20 protein-coding genes are annotated in these 18,952 nt (G+C 40.4%); 14 read left to right on the top strand and 6 right to left on the bottom strand.

What is annotated here, in order from left to right:
- Positions 1-77: 77 nt before the first annotated feature.
- The 6 genes from rpsP (at position 78) to H6H03_RS15155 (ending at position 2,992) form a co-directional block, all read left to right on the top strand.
- Positions 78-338, top strand: coding sequence for a 30S ribosomal protein S16 (gene rpsP / locus H6H03_RS15130; RefSeq protein WP_073644048.1), 261 nt, complete (start codon positions 78-80; stop codon positions 336-338).
- Positions 301-735, top strand: a complete 435-nt coding sequence (locus tag H6H03_RS15135) for a KH domain-containing protein (protein ID WP_190955919.1) — start codon at positions 301-303, stop codon at positions 733-735. Before rpsP ends, H6H03_RS15135 begins: the two co-directional genes overlap by 38 nt.
- Before the next feature lie 184 nt (positions 736-919).
- The gene (rpsU, locus tag H6H03_RS15140) at positions 920-1,093 is read left to right on the top strand and encodes a 30S ribosomal protein S21 (protein WP_190881436.1); all 174 of its coding nucleotides are present in this window, start codon (positions 920-922) and stop codon (positions 1,091-1,093) included.
- Between the two features lie 371 nt (positions 1,094-1,464).
- Positions 1,465-2,418, top strand: a complete 954-nt coding sequence (locus H6H03_RS15145; protein WP_190955920.1) for a PhoH family protein — start codon at positions 1,465-1,467, stop codon at positions 2,416-2,418.
- 23 nt (positions 2,419-2,441) lie between these two features.
- On the top strand, positions 2,442-2,567 hold the full coding sequence (locus H6H03_RS15150; protein ID WP_190955921.1) for a histidine kinase: 126 nt from the start codon (positions 2,442-2,444) through the stop codon (positions 2,565-2,567).
- A gap of 20 nt (positions 2,568-2,587) precedes the next feature.
- Positions 2,588-2,992 carry a ChuX/HutX family heme-like substrate-binding protein gene (locus H6H03_RS15155; RefSeq protein ID WP_190955922.1) on the top strand — a complete coding sequence of 135 codons (405 nt, stop codon included), beginning with the start codon at positions 2,588-2,590 and terminating at the stop codon, positions 2,990-2,992.
- 96 nt (positions 2,993-3,088) lie between these two features.
- Here the strand turns inward: H6H03_RS15155 and H6H03_RS15160 are convergent, their stop codons facing one another.
- A complete protein-coding gene (locus H6H03_RS15160) occupies positions 3,089-3,427 on the bottom strand; it encodes a carbon dioxide-concentrating mechanism protein CcmK (protein WP_190955923.1) in 339 nt (112 codons plus the stop codon).
- 148 nt (positions 3,428-3,575) lie between these two features.
- Here H6H03_RS15160 and H6H03_RS15165 point away from each other — a divergent pair, with 148 nt between their 5' ends.
- Positions 3,576-4,376, top strand: a complete 801-nt coding sequence (locus tag H6H03_RS15165) for a DUF6816 family protein (protein WP_190955924.1) — start codon at positions 3,576-3,578, stop codon at positions 4,374-4,376.
- Positions 4,377-4,464: 88 nt separating this feature from the next.
- A complete protein-coding gene (locus H6H03_RS15170) occupies positions 4,465-6,285 on the top strand; it encodes an ABC transporter ATP-binding protein (RefSeq protein WP_190955925.1) in 1,821 nt (606 codons plus the stop codon).
- A gap of 532 nt (positions 6,286-6,817) precedes the next feature.
- Here the strand turns inward: H6H03_RS15170 and H6H03_RS15175 are convergent.
- The 3 genes from H6H03_RS15175 to H6H03_RS15185 form a co-directional block, all read right to left on the bottom strand.
- Entirely contained in the window at positions 6,818-7,774 is a 957-nt protein-coding gene (locus H6H03_RS15175) for a hypothetical protein (protein ID WP_242057849.1), read from the bottom strand.
- Positions 7,775-8,147: 373 nt separating this feature from the next.
- Entirely contained in the window at positions 8,148-9,254 is a 1,107-nt protein-coding gene (locus H6H03_RS15180) for an ABC transporter ATP-binding protein (protein ID WP_190955926.1), read from the bottom strand.
- 107 nt (positions 9,255-9,361) lie between these two features.
- Positions 9,362-10,081 carry a GUN4 domain-containing protein gene (locus H6H03_RS15185; RefSeq protein ID WP_190955927.1) on the bottom strand — a complete coding sequence of 240 codons (720 nt, stop codon included), beginning with the start codon at positions 10,079-10,081 and terminating at the stop codon, positions 9,362-9,364.
- 362 nt (positions 10,082-10,443) lie between these two features.
- Here H6H03_RS15185 and H6H03_RS15190 point away from each other — a divergent pair, with 362 nt between their 5' ends.
- The 3 genes from H6H03_RS15190 to H6H03_RS15200 all read left to right on the top strand — a co-directional run bounded on the left by H6H03_RS15190 (position 10,444) and on the right by H6H03_RS15200 (position 14,739).
- Positions 10,444-11,865, top strand: coding sequence for an NADP-dependent isocitrate dehydrogenase (locus H6H03_RS15190; protein WP_190955928.1), 1,422 nt, complete (start codon positions 10,444-10,446; stop codon positions 11,863-11,865).
- Positions 11,866-12,082: 217 nt separating this feature from the next.
- On the top strand, positions 12,083-12,844 hold the full coding sequence (locus H6H03_RS15195) for a superoxide dismutase (RefSeq protein ID WP_190955929.1): 762 nt from the start codon (positions 12,083-12,085) through the stop codon (positions 12,842-12,844).
- Positions 12,845-13,368: 524 nt separating this feature from the next.
- Positions 13,369-14,739, top strand: coding sequence for a hypothetical protein (locus H6H03_RS15200; protein ID WP_190955930.1), 1,371 nt, complete (start codon positions 13,369-13,371; stop codon positions 14,737-14,739).
- Between the two features lie 153 nt (positions 14,740-14,892).
- On the opposite strand, the gene rsmG is transcribed toward H6H03_RS15200, so the two are convergent.
- Together rsmG and H6H03_RS15210 are read right to left on the bottom strand one after the other, a co-directional pair.
- Entirely contained in the window at positions 14,893-15,630 is a 738-nt protein-coding gene (gene rsmG, locus H6H03_RS15205) for a 16S rRNA (guanine(527)-N(7))-methyltransferase RsmG (RefSeq protein ID WP_190955931.1), read from the bottom strand.
- 104 nt (positions 15,631-15,734) lie between these two features.
- Complete coding sequence (locus H6H03_RS15210) at positions 15,735-16,409, bottom strand: ABC transporter ATP-binding protein (RefSeq protein ID WP_190955932.1); 675 nt, start codon at positions 16,407-16,409, stop codon at positions 15,735-15,737.
- Positions 16,410-16,725: 316 nt separating this feature from the next.
- Here H6H03_RS15210 and H6H03_RS15215 point away from each other — a divergent pair, with 316 nt between their 5' ends.
- From H6H03_RS15215 to H6H03_RS15225, 3 genes are all read left to right on the top strand, one after another.
- A complete protein-coding gene (locus H6H03_RS15215) occupies positions 16,726-17,658 on the top strand; it encodes a Sll0314/Alr1548 family TPR repeat-containing protein (protein WP_190955933.1) in 933 nt (310 codons plus the stop codon).
- Positions 17,659-17,874: 216 nt separating this feature from the next.
- A complete protein-coding gene (locus tag H6H03_RS15220) occupies positions 17,875-18,327 on the top strand; it encodes a DUF3531 family protein (protein WP_190956054.1) in 453 nt (150 codons plus the stop codon).
- A gap of 8 nt (positions 18,328-18,335) precedes the next feature.
- Entirely contained in the window at positions 18,336-18,767 is a 432-nt protein-coding gene (locus H6H03_RS15225; protein ID WP_190955934.1) for an NUDIX hydrolase, read from the top strand.
- The last annotated feature ends 185 nt before the right edge of the window (positions 18,768-18,952 follow it).

Raw genomic sequence — 18,952 nt, forward strand, 5'->3', positions numbered from 1 at the left:
CAATAGCATCAAACACTAGACGAGTGCTAGAATTAGCATTTCGGCATACCTAACAACAGGAGAATGATTCTTCAACCATGATCAAACTGCGCTTGAAGCGATACGGTAAAAAGCGGGAAGCAAGTTACCGCATTGTCGCCATTAACAGCCTCGCTCGCCGCGATGGTCGTCCCTTAGAAGAGTTGGGATTCTATAACCCCAGAACCGATGAAGTGCGACTAGATGTTCCCGGCATCGTCAAGCGACTACAACAAGGCGCTCAACCTACTGACACGGTACGTCGCATCCTAGTAAAAGCCAATGTTTTTGAACAGGTCAGTGCTACAGCCGCATCATAATTTCGGAACCAAATCTCCAAAAGCTAGTCCAAACTACGTTGGGCTGGTTAAATTTTTGGTGCAGCCGTTTTTAGAATCTCCACAGACTTTAAGCGTCGATAGTGAAATTTCCCAAACCCTAAACCGAGTTTGGATTCGCATCGCCTTTGACAGCACAGATAAAGGAAAAGTGTTTGGTCGAGGAGGACGCAATATTCAGGCCATTCGTACAGTAATTGCCGCAGCCGCAGCCGCAGTTGGGCAATCGGTATACCTGGATATCTACGGCAGCACCACTCCAGGTCGGGAGGGTATGTCTTTTGATGAAGACTCAGAAGAGCGATCGCCGCCACCACCAAAAACAAGAGAACCACGAACAAATGGGCCTAAACCCATTGTTAAACCCCGGACTCGCTAGATTAAAACTAGAGCAAAAGTCTGAGCGGAGATGACCACAACCGCTCAGAATTTTTGTGGCGGTGAAAAACTGGCAAAAAGATTTTTTGATCTTTTTTGTCCCTCTTGAGCAATTACATACTGCTAAAAGTAGATGATAGTAATGTGCAACTATGATTTTCCCTGTAAGGAGGTGAAACCAGGGAGTGGCTGAAATTCGTTTAGGTGAAAATGAGTCCATTGACTCCGCACTAAGACGCTTTAAAAAGAAAATTCAAAAAGCTGGAATTTTATCCGAAGTCAAACGTCGGGAAAGATACGAAAAACCCAGTTTGCGTCGTAAGCGCAAAGCAGAAGTCGCACGTAGGGGTGGCCGTTAATAAGGGACTGACAAATAAAAAATATCTAATTAATTTTTGTGGGTTGGGCATCTTGCCGAGTCCATAGGGCAGGCGACACACCTAGCCCACAATTAATAGTAATTTATTTGTGAGAGTTCCTAAATCAAGCTGATGTCAATTAATTTTGGATTTTAGATTTGCGATCGCGTAGCTGTCCCGGATTATTATCTGCGACAAGCTACGCTTAATTTACTCACTATTGTAGAGGTATAAGTATCTTTGAGATTTGTTGCGTCCACAAGGTTGGATATGTAGCAAACTTTGAGAATTAAACTACTAAAAAAACAATTCCAAAATCCAAATTGTGCTGAAACCGCATCAAAGGTGCGAGCAAAATTTAAAAATTACTTATGGTAGGTGCTTCAACAATTCAGTTACCGAATATTTCCAGTGCCATCGCTCTTGCAGGAGATGGAGAAGAAAATCTCAAATTCCTATCTCACCAAACAGGAGCTAATTTGGTGTTGCGCGGACAGGAATTACTGATTTCTGGTACAGATAACCAAATTGAACTAGCTACGAAATTAGTGCGATCGCTTGAAGAACTCTGGACTAAAGGCAATACGATTTCCAGTGCCGATATTTTAACAGCTCGTCAAGCCATAGATAGCGATCGGCAAGGCGAACTGCAAGATTTACAACGAGATGTCCTCGCCAGAAGTCGTCGCGGCGAAGAAATCCGCGCCAAAACCTTTCGCCAACGTCAATACATCGACGCAATACGCAAGCGAGACCTCACCTTTGGTATTGGGCCTGCTGGTACAGGTAAGACTTATCTCGCTGTGGTTGTGGCCGTCCAAGCACTCCTAGCCAACCAGTTTGAAAAAATCATTTTAACTCGCCCTGCCGTGGAAGCAGGTGAACGACTCGGCTTTTTACCTGGAGACTTACAGCAGAAAGTCAACCCCTACCTCCGCCCACTTTACGATGCTATTTATGAATTCATCGACCCAGAAAAAGTACCCAATTTAATGGAACGGGGTGTGATTGAAGTTGCACCACTCGCCTATATGCGAGGACGTACTCTCAATAACGCCTTTGTAATTGTGGATGAAGCCCAAAACACTACACCAGGTCAAATGAAAATGGTTTTGACTCGTTTGGGCTTTCGTTCCAAAATGGTGATTACAGGTGACATTACACAGACTGACTTGCCACTCAACCAACCATCAGGTCTAAAAATAGCGTTGCAAATTTTAAAAAACGTTGAAGGCATTGCCTTTTGTGAATTTTCCCAAAAAGATGTCGTTCGTAATCCTTTAGTTCAGCGCATTGTCGCCGCCTATGAAAAACATGAAAAATAGATGTGGAGCATAGGGCATGGGGCATGGGGCATGGGGGAGATGAGGGACACAAAAGAAGTTGCAGTAAGCCTTTTCCCTTTGCCTGCCAACCTTTTTTCCATGCCCAATGCCCTATGCCCCATGCCCAATGCCCAATGCCCAACGACTAATAACTAAGGACAAATAACAAATGACCACAACATTAAAAGAATTTTTAGCAGCTTGTGAAAATCTCGGAACTTTGCGTCTAATTGTTACTAGTAGTGCTGCTGTTTTAGAAGCAAGAGGTAAGCTAGAAAAACTCTTTTATGCAGAATTACCCAAAGGAAAATACGCGAATATGCACACCGAAGGTTTTGAATTTCACTTGAATATGGACAAAATTATTCAAGTGAAATTTGAAACTGGTGAAGCGAAAAGAGGTAATTTTACAACTTATGCCATTCGGTTTTTAGATGATAAACAAGAGCCAGCTTTAAGCTTATTTTTGCAATGGGGTAAACCAGGAGAATATGAACCAGGTCAAGTGGAAAATTGGCAGACTTTAAAAGAAAAGTATGGGGAAATTTGGCAACCCTTACCCGCAGAAATTTAATTAAACATTTGATGAAATTAATTCTGCCTTATCCGAAACCTTTGTAGAGACGTAGCAATGCTACGTCTCTACACGCAATGCTACGTCTCTACGTCTCTACACAGATAGGGGTGGAGGAAATCGAATATCTGCACTGAATTGTTCGACATTCACACTGCGATAAATCGGTAAAACGTATTCTAAATTTTCGTGGGGGCGGGGAATAATATGATGAGAAAGCACCTCACCACCGTTTACACGCAGCGCCGCCTTCAGCCCTGCCGTTATCGCCACATTCACATCGCCCACAACCCCACGAATTAACACGGTAATTCGTCCCAAATCAGTATTTTCATAGCCAACAAGCGTAATACGGGCAGCTTTACACATGGCATCTCCCGCTTCAACTGCTCTGGGAACGCCGTAGACTTCAATCATACCTAGTGCCAATGTCATTTTGTTGCAAAGATTTTTGGAAACAGTATAAAGTTAGTTATTAAGGCATATTCTGTATTTTAAGAATAGGCAATATCTCTAAGTGCATTATTATCCCATATATTCATTTTTAATCAATAAATAATGAACGTTTAATATAAGACTACTCATGTTTATAATTAGGATAATTTGGAGTTTTTGCTTGCTGTTCTTATTCCTACTGGGGAATGGTGAGGCTGTTGCAGGGGAATTGTCTGAACGCCTAGCTAATTTTCCTCAATGGGAAAAATTAACTTCCGTGCAACCAGCATCGGGTGATTTAGTTTACCCTGAGTGGATGGCTGGTACTTGGAAGGTAACAAGTACATTAGTAGATTTGGTTGCGCCTTTGGCACCAGATATTGTGACGCCAGGTTTTGAAGGTAATCGGCGACAATTAAATCAACCTGTAAGTTTTCTTGTAAGATTTATAAAAGAGCAACCACATGTCACTGGGTTTAAAATATTTCCTCCCATAGATAGTAAATCACCAATTTTAGTAGCAGATAGAGCATTTAATAGTTTGAATTTGGCACGGGCTTCTTTAGGAAATGAAGCGGTGTTAGCAGTTAAAGTAGATCCAGATTCACCTAATCGTCAAATTACATTCTTGCGTAGCAGTCGTCAATTAGTTTCTACTGTTACTGCACGGGCTACAGAAACTACTCCTGATGGAAAGTTCATTACTACAGAGGTGTTTCAACAATTATTTAAAGGCAGTTCCCGCCCGTATTTAAATTCTGTAGAATCTACCACAGCTTACCACAAACTTATCGCTAATAATCCAGCAATTGAAGCAGATCAAGTGACTGCTGTTTATCTTTCACCGCAAGATCCAAATTACTTTGCCGCAGCTTCTCGCCCAGTTGCTCTTTATCGCTATCACCTGGAATTTTTCCCTGAAAAAATGCTTACTAGTTCTAAGGAGTGATTTCAATTATTAACTGTTGACTATTTTGTAGTATACTTGTAATCTGTAAGTTCCAAGTCAACGATCGCGCTCTTGGAAGGTGTGCATCATGGCGACATTTCGAGATATTCTCAATTACTTTCGTCCTGAATGGAAGTTGAGTGTTTTCAGTATTACAGCATCTAGCATTTACGAAGTTATTGATTTAGTTGTACCTTATGCGATTGGGCAGATTTTAAATGTTTTGTCCAATCAACCGTTGGATAAACCCCTTGAAAGTGCGATCGCAACTGTTTCTAACATCATCAATTACCCAGTAAATAAATCTTTTTCTTTGGGATTATTACTAGGTTTAGTATTCCTTGTCACTGTAGTGAGAGCGCCAACACAGCCTTGGTTGACTGGTTGGTTTCACTGGGATATAGCTTTTAGGTCACGGCGAGATCAAAATCAAGCAGCAATCGCCAAAATTCTTACTTTGCCACTGGAATTTTATGATGAAAATAACCCCGGACGCATTGCCGGAAGAGTAGCCAGAGGTGTTAGTAACCACACTTGGGCGTATCCCGAAATTGCCGGACAGTTTATTCCTAAACTGATTCGCGTACTAGGAATTTTTGCTTTTATTTTGGTGATTGAGTGGCGAATTGCGATTTTATATCTAATTTCCTTTGTAATTATTCTCAGCTTAAGCTTGAAGAATTTACAGCAATTGATTAGGTACGAAACTCGTCTGGATAAATATATGGAAGACACCGAAAGCCGGACTTCCGAACTGATCACTAATATTAAAACGGTGAAAGCATTTGCTACAGAAGCTAGGGAACTCAAGCGGCAAAAGCAACGTTTAGACCGGGAACTAATGGTGCTTGATTATCGCATTCACGTAGGTTATGTGAAACTGGGTACTTGGCAAAAAACCGTAATTCAGTTTTGCGTGTTTATTATTTTGGGATTAACTTTAGCAGCAACAGTAGATGGGAGAATTTCCCTCGGTCACTTTATCATGACCTTAACTCTTTCTAGTATGGCTTATGCTGAACTAGAACCAATTAGTATTTTGGCAGAAGGTTTTGCCCGTCGTTATTCTTCTATGCTGCGGTTTCACGAATTTCTTCAAGAACCAACTGGATCTGATTCTGTTGGTCTTTTAGAAGAGAGTAATCAGGCAGAATCAGCTTATAAATTTAGTGGAAAAATTGAGTTTTCCCATCTCACTTTCGGATATGATGCCAACCGTCAAGTTTTGGAAGATATTAACTTGTTGATTGAACCATATCAAACAGTGGCATTAGTGGGGCGTTCTGGTTCTGGAAAGTCTACTTTAGTGAAATTGCTATTGCGATATTTTGCACCTCAATCAGGCCAAATTCTTATTGATGGTCAAGATATTCGCACTTTAGATGTAGGTAAATATAGACGAAGATTAGCGATCGTTCATCAGGAAGTAGACGTTTTTAACGGTACCGTATTGGAAAATCTCACCTACGGTAGGCCGGATGCCAGTTTGGAGGAGGTTCAAGAAGCTTGTGAAATTGCCAGAGTTGATGAAGTAGTGCAGCACTTACCCCAAGGTTATTACACCGTTGTCGGGGAAAGAGGCGTTCGCTTATCTGGAGGACAAAGACAACGTTTGGGAATTGCCAGGGCGTTGTTAGTGAAACCAGATGTGCTAGTTTTTGACGAAGCTACCTCCAGCTTAGATTATGAGTCAGAACGTTCAATTCAGCTAGCAATGCGATCGATTCAGGGTACTTGCACCACCATTGTCATTGCCCACCGTCTGAGTACAGTACGGGAAGCAGATAAGATTGTAGTTCTAGATCGAGGAAGGATTGTAGAAGTCGGTAGCCACGATGAACTTTTACGTCACAAGGGTATCTATCGCCGCTTGCACTCACTCCAAGAAACTGGAGAACTTTTAAGTTAGGCAACATACACCAGATTGCAAGTTGGTGAGGTAAAGATCGTAGTAGAGGCGCAAAACTTTGCGCCTCTACCTTGTACCTTACTAGAACGGAAAATGCTACATAACATCTAGCCATTCTTAATTTAAAAGAGGTATTTAGGTAAGAGCGAAAATTCAGAAATTAATTAGATAGCCATGATTAAATCTAAGATGTCATTGCAAGCGAAGCGAAGCAATCGCAAAGTCTCTGGGATTGCTTCGCTTCGCTCGCAATGACAGAGCATATTATATTTATTTATGTTCACCTACTTAGTATTTAGAATACCGGATGTTTAAAATATTTATTCAAATCAAGAAAAACTTTCTTGATTTTCATTATTGCAGCAATTTTTAGACCATCAAACGACGGGTTAGGGGCACACGAATGCTGTACCCCTACTAAAGATGTTCTTCAAATAAATAACTAATTAAATTTGGCAAGACTTTGTTTCAGTTTGTATTTACTTTGCTAGCTGGAGGATTGATAAACGCTAGGATTTCACACAAAATTTTACTAAGATTTACTCTTATGTGCTTCTTTTTGTGCTGCTTCACTATATTTCTTATATAGTTGAGTCCGAATTTTAGCTTCCTGATAACGGTTGTGGTTTTTTGGTACCGTACTCATTAAATCTGAAGCCCGCTGCCATTTAGCAGCTATCTCTAACCACTGAGTTGAACTTGTGGCTACTTTACCAGATGCAGAAGCTTGGTTAGCAATTCTCACAGCGGTTCCAAATGGATCGTCGGGTGATTCAGAAACACTGTTATTAGGAGTAATGAGTGGTAATTGAATTTGATTTTCTTTAGTACTTTGTGTTGTTAAAGATTTGGAAGCCTCTGGTTGTATCAGGTTTTTGATTTTATTACCTAACTTGGCATATATAACCCAACCAAGTAATAACAAAGAACAGAGACTAACCGCTGCTAATATCTTTGTTTTGTTTTTATTTTTGTGTTTTTCTTTGTTAACTAGTACCAAAGAACGAGAGACCGGAGTTTTAGCAAAACTTGGTTTTCCTAGTTCCGCTTGGGCTTGTGTGAAATCATTAATTAATTGCTTTATAATATTCGGCTGAGTTAATGTAATTTCGTGTGACCACAGCAATTGATTCTCGCGATCGCTAGATATTTCCTTTAACCAAAGTAATTGCTGTTCCCGAACTATTCTACTATTGATATTGACTCGGCGAATATTACGCGGTGCAATGGACTCTAGAATTTCTTGGATTTGGTCTACTAGGGGAGATTGCTCAAGTTGCTCTATGTTAGCCGCTTCACATAAAAGTTGTAAGACACCATCAGAAAAAATGGCTCTGGTTCTAACGCCTGATTTAGCCAGCTTTTCGTTCAATAGCTGAATAATCGCTGCAACGCTACCTTGGTGAGCTTGCCAAGCTATATCGTTTATTCGGTCTATCATCTGGGGTTTAGTGATAGCTCTTGCACCCTGAGTTATTGACGGATTCATTAATTTAGGAACTCTTTTCTACTGACCTTTACCTTGTCTTCGATTTTACGAGTAAAAATATCAGTTGCCAAATAAAATCACAAAATAAAGCCTCCTTTTGAGTTTTGGCAAGGAGACTGTATCACCATTAGTAGGAGGAATCTAACTCTGTAACAAAATGTATTATATTTGCTAATGTCTAGATTACAGTTAGGCGAGACAAAACAGGAATCTCTAGCAAGATACCCCATTTGATAGAGGCGGATTAGCTAATAATATCATAATATACGCTATTCATTTGTAGAGACGTTGCAATGCAACGTCTCTACAAGGTTTTGATATCATGCACAATTGTTTTCATGCTGACGAGTATCTGGCTGCGTCAAGTCCTCCCCTATTCATGAGGGAAAATTTTATCTCCTGTCTTGGGATCGAATACAAATAATTCATTTAAATCTAGTTCTAGAGAAAGGCGATCGCCCGGACGTGGACGCACATCCCCACTCGTCTGAATATTTAACACCGTCATAGAACCAGGTAAACCCGCACGAATCAAAGTTTCCCTTCCCAAAGGTTCCACCACTTTCACCTCAACCTGTAAGAGTGCTGAGTTTTCAGTGTTAAATTCTGAATTAGTGTTGATTTTTAGGTGTTCCGGCCTAATCCCCAAATTCAAACCTTGTCCTTGACGCAACTTTAATCTTTCCTCCACAACTGTTGGAATCGGAAATAATTGCCCACTGACATCAAAACTATGATTTTGATAGCTTGCAGGCAAAATATTCATGGGCGGACTACCTAAAAAAGTTGCCACCATTTGATTAGCTGGACGGGCATAAATACTTTGGGGAGCGCCAATTTGTTGAATGCGTCCGCGATTTAGTACCACAATTTTATCAGCCAAAGTCATTGCTTCGACTTGATCGTGGGTAACGTAAATTGTGGTGATGCCTAATTCTTGATGTAGTTGTTTTAATTCGGCTCTAGTATCATCTCGTAACTGAGCATCTAAATTAGACAAAGGTTCATCAAGTAAAAACACCTGTGGTTCGCGGGCGATCGCCCTTCCTAATGCTACCCGTTGTTGCTGTCCTCCAGAAAGTTGTTTGGGTTTACGATCTAGGAGATTTTCTAAAGATAGCGATCGCGCCACATTCACGACTCTATCTTGAATAATCTTCGAGTCAACCTTCCGCATTTGCAACCCAAAAGCAATGTTTTGGGCTACCGTCATGTGAGGATAAAGAGCGTAGTTTTGGAACACCATCGCCACATCCCGCTGTCTAGCTGGGATATTATTTACTAAGCGATCGCCAATAAAGAGTTTGCCAGAAGTCGCGGTTTCCAAACCGGCGATCGTTCGTAAAATTGTAGACTTACCACAACCAGATGGCCCGACTAAAACCCAAAATTCTCCATCGGGAATTTCAAAGGTAATGTCCTCGATAGCGGTGACATTATTAAATCTACGCTTAATGTCTTCTAAACGAACGTTTGCCATTATCAGATTAGAGTTAATAGTTAGGAGTTAGGAGTTAGGAATTTTAAGTTTTGAGTTTTGAGTTTTAAATTTTAAATCTCTTCAACTCATAACTAATAACTGCTAACTCATAACTGTGTCCAAGCAGGATGAGATAATAAAGAAGCAAAAACTCGCACTCCCCGCAGTTGATTAGAGAGGGGTAAATGGCCTCTAGGGGCGCTCAAATCCCAGGTAAACTCGTGGGGATAGCGAGTCCAATTATTACCTTGTTTCCAACCAATTTTCGGCCAGAAATTCTCCCAGTTTTTACCCAAACTCAACCAAATTTCTCGCTGTACTGAAAAGCCAAATTTCCCCTCGGAGTGAATTAGCCATAGATTGTTAATAGTTTGTAAGTCAACAGCGGGGGAATTTTCTACCTCAGTAAAATACAACCATTTGCGTTGTACAGCCGTTGGTCCTGAGAGTTCACACATTTTTTCGATGGTCATGCGATCGGCAGCTTGGAAGTCTTGCTGTGTGAGTAGCTGTTGCAAAGGATTGTAATTAATCCCGCACTCTGATTTTAGAGGTACAATTCCCTCAGGAAACCACGAGAGCAGAAATTCTTTGGCTTGGGGTGCATCAGACTTGTAAAGAACTTGGTATGCTTTGCCATCAATCCAAGTCGGTGGATTGTCACGTCGTTTGAGTAAAAATTCCATTAACACATCTAATCCCCCATCGCCCAACTGTGCTAGCTGTGAGATCGTTTGTTGTTGGACTTGAATAGACCCAGCGATTAATGGTTGTCGGAGGGAGTCGATGTCAGTAGCAGGGCCTGATAAAATCATTGGGTCTGTCATGCCATTACTCGTATTAGCTCTAGCGTAAAAAAGTGGTCACCTATCGAGCATTCTCTTAGGTGAAGCACTGATAGCGAAAAGTAGTTTACTATTTTTGATCGTACAAAATTGCGATCGCTTCACCCAATCCCACACTCGATTCGCAAATAATGTACAAGGGAATAGGGGGAAAATCTGCGCTTCAGGAGACTGGGGACTGGGGACTAGGGACTAGGGACTGGGAGATGAGGTAGATGAGGGTAAGTTGCAGTAAGTCTTTCTCCTTTGCCCCAATCCTCAATGCCTAATCCCCAGTCCCCAATCCCCAGTCCCCAATCCCCAGTCCCCAATTCCAACAGCATATTTTTTAGGAGTGTTAAAGTATGTACGAAAAGATTACCCCCCCTACAACTGGAGCAAAAATCACCTTCAAAAATGGTGAACCAGTCGTACCAGATAATCCAATTATCCCTTTTATTCGGGGCGACGGTACGGGGATAGATATCTGGCCTGCTACCCAAAAAGTACTAGATGCTGCGGTGGCTAAAGCATACAAAGGTCAGCGTCAAATTAGTTGGTTCAAAGTCTACGCTGGGGATGAAGCTTGCGATTTATACGGCACTTACCAGTATTTGCCCCAGGACACTCTAACGGCAATTGAAGAATATGGTGTAGCCATTAAAGGGCCTTTAACTACCCCAGTTGGCGGTGGAATTCGTTCTTTAAATGTGGCATTGCGGCAAATTTTTGACTTATATGCCTGCGTGCGTCCTTGTCGCTACTACGCAGGGACACCCTCACCGCACAAAAATCCAGAAAAACTGGATGTAATTGTTTATCGAGAGAATACGGAAGATATTTATTTAGGTATTGAATGGCGACAAGGCAGTGAAATTGGCGATCGCTTAATTAAAATTCTCAATGAGGAACTCATCCCCGCCACCCCTGAACACGGGAAAAAACAAATTCCCCTCGATGCTGGTATCGGTATTAAACCCATCAGTAAAACTGGTTCCCAGCGCCTAGTTAGACGTGCCATCAAACACGCCTTGCAATTGCCCAAACACAAGCAACAAGTGACTTTGGTGCATAAAGGCAACATCATGAAGTACACCGAAGGCGCTTTCCGTGATTGGGGTTATGAACTAGCAACCACCGAGTTTCGCCAAGAAACTGTCACGGAACGGGAATCTTGGATTTTGAGCAACAAAGAAAAAAATCCCAATATTTCCCTAGAAGAAAATGCCCGCCAAATCGATCCGGGGTTTGATGCCCTTACTGATGAGAAAAAAGCGCAAATTGTCAAGGAAGTTGAAACAGTTCTTAACTCAATTTGGGCTACCCACGGTGATGGGAAATGGAAAGATAAAATTTTAGTGAATGACCGGATTGCTGACAGTATTTTTCAACAAATCCAAACCAGACCCGATGAGTATTCGATTCTGGCGACAATGAACTTAAACGGCGATTACTTGTCTGATGCGGCGGCGGCAATTGTCGGTGGATTAGGAATGGGCCCAGGGGCAAACATTGGCGATAACAGTGCCATCTTTGAAGCTACCCACGGCACCGCACCCAAACATGCCGGGTTAGATAAGATTAACCCTGGTTCAGTGATTTTGTCTGGTGTGATGATGTTGGAATATCTCGGTTGGCAAGAAGCCGCAGACTTAATTAAGAAAGGTTTAGGAGATGCGATCGCTAACAGTCAAGTCACCTATGATTTAGCACGATTGCTAGAACCGCCTGTTGAACCCTTAAAATGTTCTGAATTTGCCGATGCCATAATTCAGCATTTTGATTAATTGCTAATAGGGCATGGGGCATTGAGCATGGGGAGGTGTGGGAGGTGTGGGAGGTGTGGGAGGATGGGGAAGAAATCTTTCCCCCCACACTCCCCACACTCCCCACACTCCCCACACTCCCCAGTCCCCAGTCCCCATTCCCTAAATTTTTTGCAACCAGAATCTAAGAAAATAAAAACGACCAAGTAATTGACATGGATTCGCTGCAAAAACTTATATGACTGTTAATCGACGTTATTTCTTGTTTTTACTCACAGCAGGTGCAGGTGCTTTGGCGTTAGACGCTTGTGCATTGGCAGAAAATTCTCCTCAAGAAAACACCCCAACTCCCAACACAACACCAAACACAACAGGGGCTATCCAACTACCACCATTACCCTACCCCTACGAGGCCCTGGAACCACACATCGATGCCAAAACAATGCAGTTTCATCACGATAAACACCACGCAACTTATGTGAAAAACCTGAATGCGGCATTAGAAAAACATCCAGAACTAAAAAGCAAAAGTGTTGAACAACTTTTGCAAAGACTCAACACAGTACCACAAGATATTCGCAAAACGGTACAAAATAATGGCGGTGGCCATGTGAACCATTCGATGTTCTGGCAAATTATGAAGCCCAAAGGTGGTGGAGAACCAACAGGAGATATAGCTTCGGCTATTAATCAAAATTTTGGTAGTTTTGCAGCTTTCAAAAAACAGTTCAACGAAGCTGGTGCTGGTCGTTTTGGTAGTGGTTGGGTTTGGCTAGTGCGTAACAAAGATGGCAAGCTGCAAGTAACCTCTACAGCTAATCAAGATAGTCCCCTCAGCCAAGGTAAATATCCCATCTTGGGCAATGATGTATGGGAACACGCATATTATCTCAACTACCAAAACCGCCGCGCCGACTACTTAGAGGCGTGGTGGAACGTGGTTAACTGGGATGAGATTAACAAGCGGTTTGCAGACGCTCAAAAATTTAAATTTGCTTAGATAGGAGCGATGGGGAGAAAGAATAATGACTTTATCTCTCCCCTTCTCGACTGACAACTCAAAACTATAAAAAACATACGCGCTGATAGTTCAAACAAAGACGTATCCTCTCTAGTAGCTTTTTAAGCGAGTTGAGGGATGTGAATCCATAATTCTTGAAGTATTGCTTTTTTAACAAGAAAATTGCATACTCATTTTGTAATTACTCAGAAATACAGAACATTTCATCTAAATGACCTAAGCAAGGGCTGGCAAGATGCCCAGCCTGGAAAATTTATCATTTTAACTCTGTTTTGTTACTTTCGGCAGAGAATAATCTGAAACTCTACAATTTTTAAGTATTTTTTCAACAACAAGGTTTAAATGCCAAATTTGACCTGCGATCGCTTAATTTATTATTTTTTTACCTTTCAAAAGTAGAGCAGTATTTTTCTGTCTTCATAGTAATAAAAAAGGGTTAAAACACCTACCTAATTTACTTGCAAAATAATGTATAAATTTTACATATTTTAAATACAAAATTTATGATTTTTAATTATAATATTCCTAAATGGTTAATGGTTTTATTATTCGTATTAGAACTTTTTTTGTTAATATCCTTATCTTTAGTAAACTACAATGCTGCTTTAGCTTTATTGTTAGGTAGTATTATAGGGATGGTTTTAGGTTGTTTCCCTTTTTTAAAACAAAAATACAAAATTTTAAAACCACAAATAATAAAAAAATATAAGTCTACGCCACAAGCAAAAAAATATCAGATATTAATAGTGGGATTATCTTCAATATTTATAATCTCCTTTTTAAATAAGAGTATTATTACTTATAATTCAAAAATACATTCAACCGTAATAGCAGATTCTTACGAAATAAATTTTGAGCCATTGAACAAAGAATTAACAACTTTTAAAATTACAGAGGATTTGCTACTTCCCAAAAAAGATGTGCAACTTTCTGTAAAAAAAGATTTCAGAAACAAAGAAAAATTTCCTCCAGTTTCAGAAACCAATTTAAGTCCAAATACTTTGAATGAATCTTATTCAAATAATGAAGCTACAAAATTCAAATTAATTAGAGAAATTCACAGTATTAGTAAAGGGTTTGTAGTTAAAGAGTTAAATGTTCTTCCTTTTAATTCATCCTTAGAAGGATACATAAATTTAAAATTTAAGAATGGAACAGCTATCAAAATTGAAATAGGAGGTAGCAAAGAATCTAATATCATAGTAGATAAAATACCAAAAGGATCTTTTTACCAAGCAAAAGATCCAAATAATCTTAAATTGTCTGATTATCTAGATGAAGAAAAAGTTGAATGGACTGCTTCTAATCTACAGCAAGGAATAAAATTTGCTTATATTATAGAACCTTTTAATTACCTAAATGGCGTTCTAAGACCTTTATTAAAAATATCATCTATCCCTGAAGGAGTATTTACTTTCTTTGGAGTAATAATAACTTTTATAGTTAGTTATAGATTCAAACCAATCGTAAATGTTAAAGCCATAGCACAAGCAGAGGGTATACTCATGGCAGAAAGTTCCAAATATGATATGCGAGGAGCAAATTTTCAAGGTGGCTTTGCTGAAACAAACTATGGAAAAATGATAGAAAATCAGCATAACAACTATGGTTCTCGAACTAACTTAGTTGAAGCCGCAGCAGAAATCCAGCAGCTACTGAAGCAATTAGAGAAAACAAATTCAATTAATAATGATACGGAAAGAATGATAGTTGCCGTTAAGGCTGCTGAGCAGATAAAAAATAATCCTAAATTAAAAGCACGAATTATTAATGCACTTAAATCAGGGGGGAAGGAAGCATTTAAAGAAGCAGTTGATAACCCGCTGATTAACATTTTATTAGCTATTATTGAAGGTTGGCAAGAAGTTGAGTGAACCATAAGATTCACTTTTTTAACAGTGTAATGTACTCTTAATTAAAAAATTATCTTGTTTAAGATAATGTATTAACTGATTGTAAGCGATCGCTACTACGTAATTAATCATGTATTGTAGCCAAATGGGCATATCCTCATAGCCTCAAAGAGGTCAAAGAGGCTTTTGAGTAGGTATACCTGTAGCACGGGGAAACTGAACTGGTGTAGTTGCTACCTTACGCAAATACACACAATGGCGGATGCTTTCACTCAAAGGTGTTGTAAATTTTTCGATTAATTCAATAACGCCGCCTAATTGCTTAACAGCATTTTGCAAGGCTGTTGTTTCATCTTCTGTCCAATTACCACGATAAATTATGGCTAAGCCTCCCTGTTTGAGCAATGGTAGTGTATATTCTGCACAAACAGAAGCTGTGCCGACAGCACGAATTAAGGCAATATCATAAGCTTGTCGGTGTTCGGGTTGCTGACCAATTTCTTCAGCCCTGCCAACAAGAGTTTTTGCATTTGTAAGGGCAAGTTCAGTTAAGGTTTGTTCGATAAAAGTAATTTTTTTGCGGGTTGAATCCATGAGAGTAATTGTGCAATTAGGTGCAGCAATTTTCACTGGGATACCCGGAAAACCTGCACCCGTACCAATATCAATTACAGATGCACCTTCTTGGAGAGACGAAATAAATTGTCCCTGTGGCGCAATTCCCCGCAGTGAATCCCAGAGATGTTTTTCCCAAAACTCTTCAGGGTCAGTGATGCGAGTTAAATTTAATTGGCGGTTACCTTCTAGGATTAATTCATAAAGTCTTTGGAATTGCTCCTGCTGTTGAGCAGTTGGTTGCCAATTCAGGGTTTGCTGCCAAATTTCTGCCATTTCAGGCAATGAGTTGGTCATTAGTTATTGGGCATGGGGCATTGGGCATGGGGCATTGGGCATTGGGCATTGGGCATTGGTTATTTCTCCTCTGCTCCTTTGCTCCGTCACCGCTGCTTTGCGACTCACACTGTCGGCAGAGGTTCTTTAACCTTGGCTTCTAGTGTCTTCGGGTCAACTGATTCTAGTACACCGTGGTTGAGTGTCCAGCAACGATCTGCGATCGCTAATAGATCTCCAGCATCGTGTGTCACTACCAACAGCGTCCAATCTTGTTTGAGCTTTGCTAATAAATTTACCAGCTGTCGCCGCATTGACCAATCTAAACCAGCAGTTGGTTCATCCAATAACAGTACATTTGGCTGACGAATTAATTGCACTGCCAAAGCTAAACGCCGCTGCTGACCACCACTCAAAGCATGGGGAGCAGCGGAGAGCGATAAATGTTCTAATCCAACCTCACTCAGGGCGTGTCTAACTCGATCTGACCCTAATTCGGGATGTCCTAAACGCAATTCTTCTAAAATCGTACTCCCGCAAAAATGTCGCTCTGGAAACTGAAACACCAATCCAGCCAATTGTTGAACCTGTTCGGGAATTAGTTCTTGTTCGCGCCAAAAAAGTCCGCCAGAGGTCGGTTCAGCTAGTCCAGATAAAATTTCTAGTAAGGTACTTTTACCTGAACCACTTGGGCCAATAATCAGACCTAGCTGCTGGGGTGCTAATTCTAAGTCGATCGATTTGAGAATCGCTGTTGGGCACGCTGTGGGGTGATAAATTAGATTTCGGAGATAGAGCATTTGTTAAGATTACCAAAAAGTCAGCGAATTACTGATTAACTACACCAAGAGCATCTGGAAAATTCAGCAAAAAAAATTCATAAAATATTACTTGCTTTAACACCCTAATCTAACAGCAAGAATTATCCACCTTTTCTCCATTGTGGCAGACTTACCTTAAACAATGGCTACAACATGCCTGGGAACATGGAAAAATTACCCAAGTCAACCTTGATAGAAAATTTTGCCTCAAGCAGACACAAGTTCAAATTAACGATTTTTTGCATTCTAAGTAACACATACAACTATTTCAACTGCAATTATTCTGAGGGTTAAAATGGCTAAAAGGTTTTCGTGTTCTCAATCGGTCGTGTTTGCTAGGCTCACTAAATTTGCTCAGTTGGGTTTTGGGGCGGCGATCGCACTTAATCTTTCAATAAATCCCTCCCTAGCTGGCGATCCCTTTCGGACTGAGAAACCTCATCCAATTGGTGACGAAACTCAAGCAGCTTTTGAAGCAATTTTCCAACAGGGCAATTATCCAATAGCAGAGCGTCACCTCCAACAAGCACTAGCCAAAGAGCCAAATGAACCTCTAGCTTATGCGATGAAGGCGTCTTTGGCATACGGAAATAAGGATTGGGCTAAACTCAACACCTACAGTCAGAAAACCTTGGAAAGCGCACAAAAGTTGATTGATACAGATCCATTGCGTGGGAATTTATACACTGCTGTTGGTCATTTTTTAGAGGGTTCTGTAATTCTCATCCGTGAAGGTACAGTCAACGGTGTACCAGAAGCTTTTGGTCGGTTGCGGCAAGTTTATCAATATTTGGACAAAGCTGAAGCGATTTCTCCCAACGATCCAGAATTAAATTTAATCAAGGGTTATATGGATTTGTTGTTGGCGGTTAATTTACCTTTCGCTAGCCCAGACCAAGCAATTGGGCGCTTACAAGAAAATGCTGCTCCTCAGTATCTCGTGCATCGGGGTATTGCTCTTGCCTATCGCGATTTAAAACGGTATCCTCAAGCGCTAGAGTCTGTCGATCGCGCCATTGCAAGCGGAGGCGAGAATCCAGAAATTTACTATCTCAAAGCTCAAATTCTCAAACGACTGGGGGAAAAGGAAAAGAATCAGCAAGTGATTAAAGAAGCGATCGCTAATTTTGACAAAGCATTGACTAAAAAATCTCAACTCCCAAGTAGTTTAGTCAAACAAATCGAAAGCGAACGTAAAAATACTCTTAGCCTAAATAATTTAAGGTAATTGGGTATAGGGCATAGGGCATTCCAAGAAGTGTGGGAGGTGTGGGAGGTGTGGGAGGATGGGGAAGCATTAATTCTCTTTCCCCCCACACTCCCCACACTCCCATATCTCCTCATTTCCCCCCACACTCCCCACACTCCCCACACTTCCTCATCTCCCCATCTCCCCACTCTGATATGCTTGTCTTCAGTAAAAAAATTGGAATATTTAACTAAAATGCAAATTCAATTTCGCGAATTTAATCCTTTTGATGTATGGATTTGGCTAAAATTCAGCACAAATCCTTCTGAACGTGAAAAACAGTATGTAGAAGAAGCTTTTGATTCTTGGTTTTATCTTGGTAAATTAGGTGCATTTAACGCAGAAAATCTCCAGGTGCAGGAAACTGGACTCGATATCAGCTACATGAATTATGATTCCCAAGGGTATGACAAAAGCTTACTAGCGCTGATGCATAATATGGGCGAATTTGAATATGAAGGACAGTGGGCGCGTTGTTGGTTTGATTTGGGAACTAGTGATGCGATCGCCATTGATATTTTAATCAACGCCCTCACACAACTAAGTGAGGAATACGTCACTATTGAGGATTTGTACATCGGCGGCGAAAACGAAGATTGGCCTGTTGAAGATAGCGAAAGCCGTCCTTATTCTATTTACGATAATTAATTACAACAATGAATAAAGCTGGCCAAATTCGAGTATTAGCTTTAGGACTAATTCGAGATGGCGAACGGATTTTCGTTTCTGAAGGCTACGACCCTGCAAAGCAAGAAACATTTTATCGCGCTTTAGGTGGTGGGGTTGACTTTGGTGAAACTAGCCGTGATGCACTACAACGGGAGTTTCAAGAAGAAATTCAAGCAGAGTTAACCAATATTCACTATCTAGGCTGTATAGAAAATTTGTTTATCTTTAACGGTAGGCAAGGACATGAAATTATTCAACTTTATCAATGTGATTTTGCCGATCCTAAGTTTTATAGCTTAGAAAGTTTAGTTTTCTCTGAGTCAGGTAAACATAAACATCGGGCATTATGGATAGAAATTTCTCGCTTTCTATCTGGAGAATTAAGATTAGTTCCAGAGGTTTTTTTTGAATATTTGTAAATCTATAATGCAACAATTATTTCAGCTAAAACAAACATATTATTCCAGAACTATGCCTAGTGAATAATAAACGAATTTTGAGTAGGTATATAGAATAATACAAAATTAACAACATTTTTGCGGGGAAAATCCCAATTTTTTCAAAACACAAAATGAAGTAACTCTCAATTAACCCTTTGCGTTCC

The organism is Nostoc paludosum FACHB-159 (genome assembly GCF_014698835.1).
Classification (GTDB): Bacteria; Cyanobacteriota; Cyanobacteriia; order Cyanobacteriales; family Nostocaceae; genus Nostoc; species Nostoc paludosum.

What these genes read in the sequence shown, in the direction of transcription:
- H6H03_RS15150 (WP_190955921.1), top strand. Translation starts at nt 2,442, where the DNA reads ATGGGGCATGGGGGAGATGAGGGACACAAAAGAAGTTGCAGTAAGCCT.
- H6H03_RS15145 (WP_190955920.1), top strand. Translation starts at nt 1,465, where the DNA reads ATGGTAGGTGCTTCAACAATTCAGTTACCGAATATTTCCAGTGCCATC.
- H6H03_RS15215 (WP_190955933.1), top strand. Translation starts at nt 16,726, where the DNA reads ATGGCTAAAAGGTTTTCGTGTTCTCAATCGGTCGTGTTTGCTAGGCTC.
- H6H03_RS15175 (WP_242057849.1), bottom strand. Translation starts at nt 7,774, where the DNA reads ATGAATCCGTCAATAACTCAGGGTGCAAGAGCTATCACTAAACCCCAG.
- H6H03_RS15160 (WP_190955923.1), bottom strand. Translation starts at nt 3,427, where the DNA reads ATGACATTGGCACTAGGTATGATTGAAGTCTACGGCGTTCCCAGAGCA.
- rsmG (WP_190955931.1), bottom strand. Translation starts at nt 15,630, where the DNA reads ATGACCAACTCATTGCCTGAAATGGCAGAAATTTGGCAGCAAACCCTG.
- H6H03_RS15190 (WP_190955928.1), top strand. Translation starts at nt 10,444, where the DNA reads ATGTACGAAAAGATTACCCCCCCTACAACTGGAGCAAAAATCACCTTC.
- rpsP (WP_073644048.1), top strand. Translation starts at nt 78, where the DNA reads ATGATCAAACTGCGCTTGAAGCGATACGGTAAAAAGCGGGAAGCAAGT.
- H6H03_RS15195 (WP_190955929.1), top strand. Translation starts at nt 12,083, where the DNA reads ATGACTGTTAATCGACGTTATTTCTTGTTTTTACTCACAGCAGGTGCA.
- H6H03_RS15210 (WP_190955932.1), bottom strand. Translation starts at nt 16,409, where the DNA reads ATGCTCTATCTCCGAAATCTAATTTATCACCCCACAGCGTGCCCAACA.
- H6H03_RS15165 (WP_190955924.1), top strand. Translation starts at nt 3,576, where the DNA reads ATGTTTATAATTAGGATAATTTGGAGTTTTTGCTTGCTGTTCTTATTC.
- H6H03_RS15135 (WP_190955919.1), top strand. Translation starts at nt 301, where the DNA reads ATGTTTTTGAACAGGTCAGTGCTACAGCCGCATCATAATTTCGGAACC.
- H6H03_RS15170 (WP_190955925.1), top strand. Translation starts at nt 4,465, where the DNA reads ATGGCGACATTTCGAGATATTCTCAATTACTTTCGTCCTGAATGGAAG.
- H6H03_RS15225 (WP_190955934.1), top strand. Translation starts at nt 18,336, where the DNA reads ATGAATAAAGCTGGCCAAATTCGAGTATTAGCTTTAGGACTAATTCGA.
- H6H03_RS15155 (WP_190955922.1), top strand. Translation starts at nt 2,588, where the DNA reads ATGACCACAACATTAAAAGAATTTTTAGCAGCTTGTGAAAATCTCGGA.
- H6H03_RS15185 (WP_190955927.1), bottom strand. Translation starts at nt 10,081, where the DNA reads ATGACAGACCCAATGATTTTATCAGGCCCTGCTACTGACATCGACTCC.
- H6H03_RS15180 (WP_190955926.1), bottom strand. Translation starts at nt 9,254, where the DNA reads ATGGCAAACGTTCGTTTAGAAGACATTAAGCGTAGATTTAATAATGTC.
- H6H03_RS15220 (WP_190956054.1), top strand. Translation starts at nt 17,875, where the DNA reads ATGCAAATTCAATTTCGCGAATTTAATCCTTTTGATGTATGGATTTGG.
- H6H03_RS15200 (WP_190955930.1), top strand. Translation starts at nt 13,369, where the DNA reads ATGATTTTTAATTATAATATTCCTAAATGGTTAATGGTTTTATTATTC.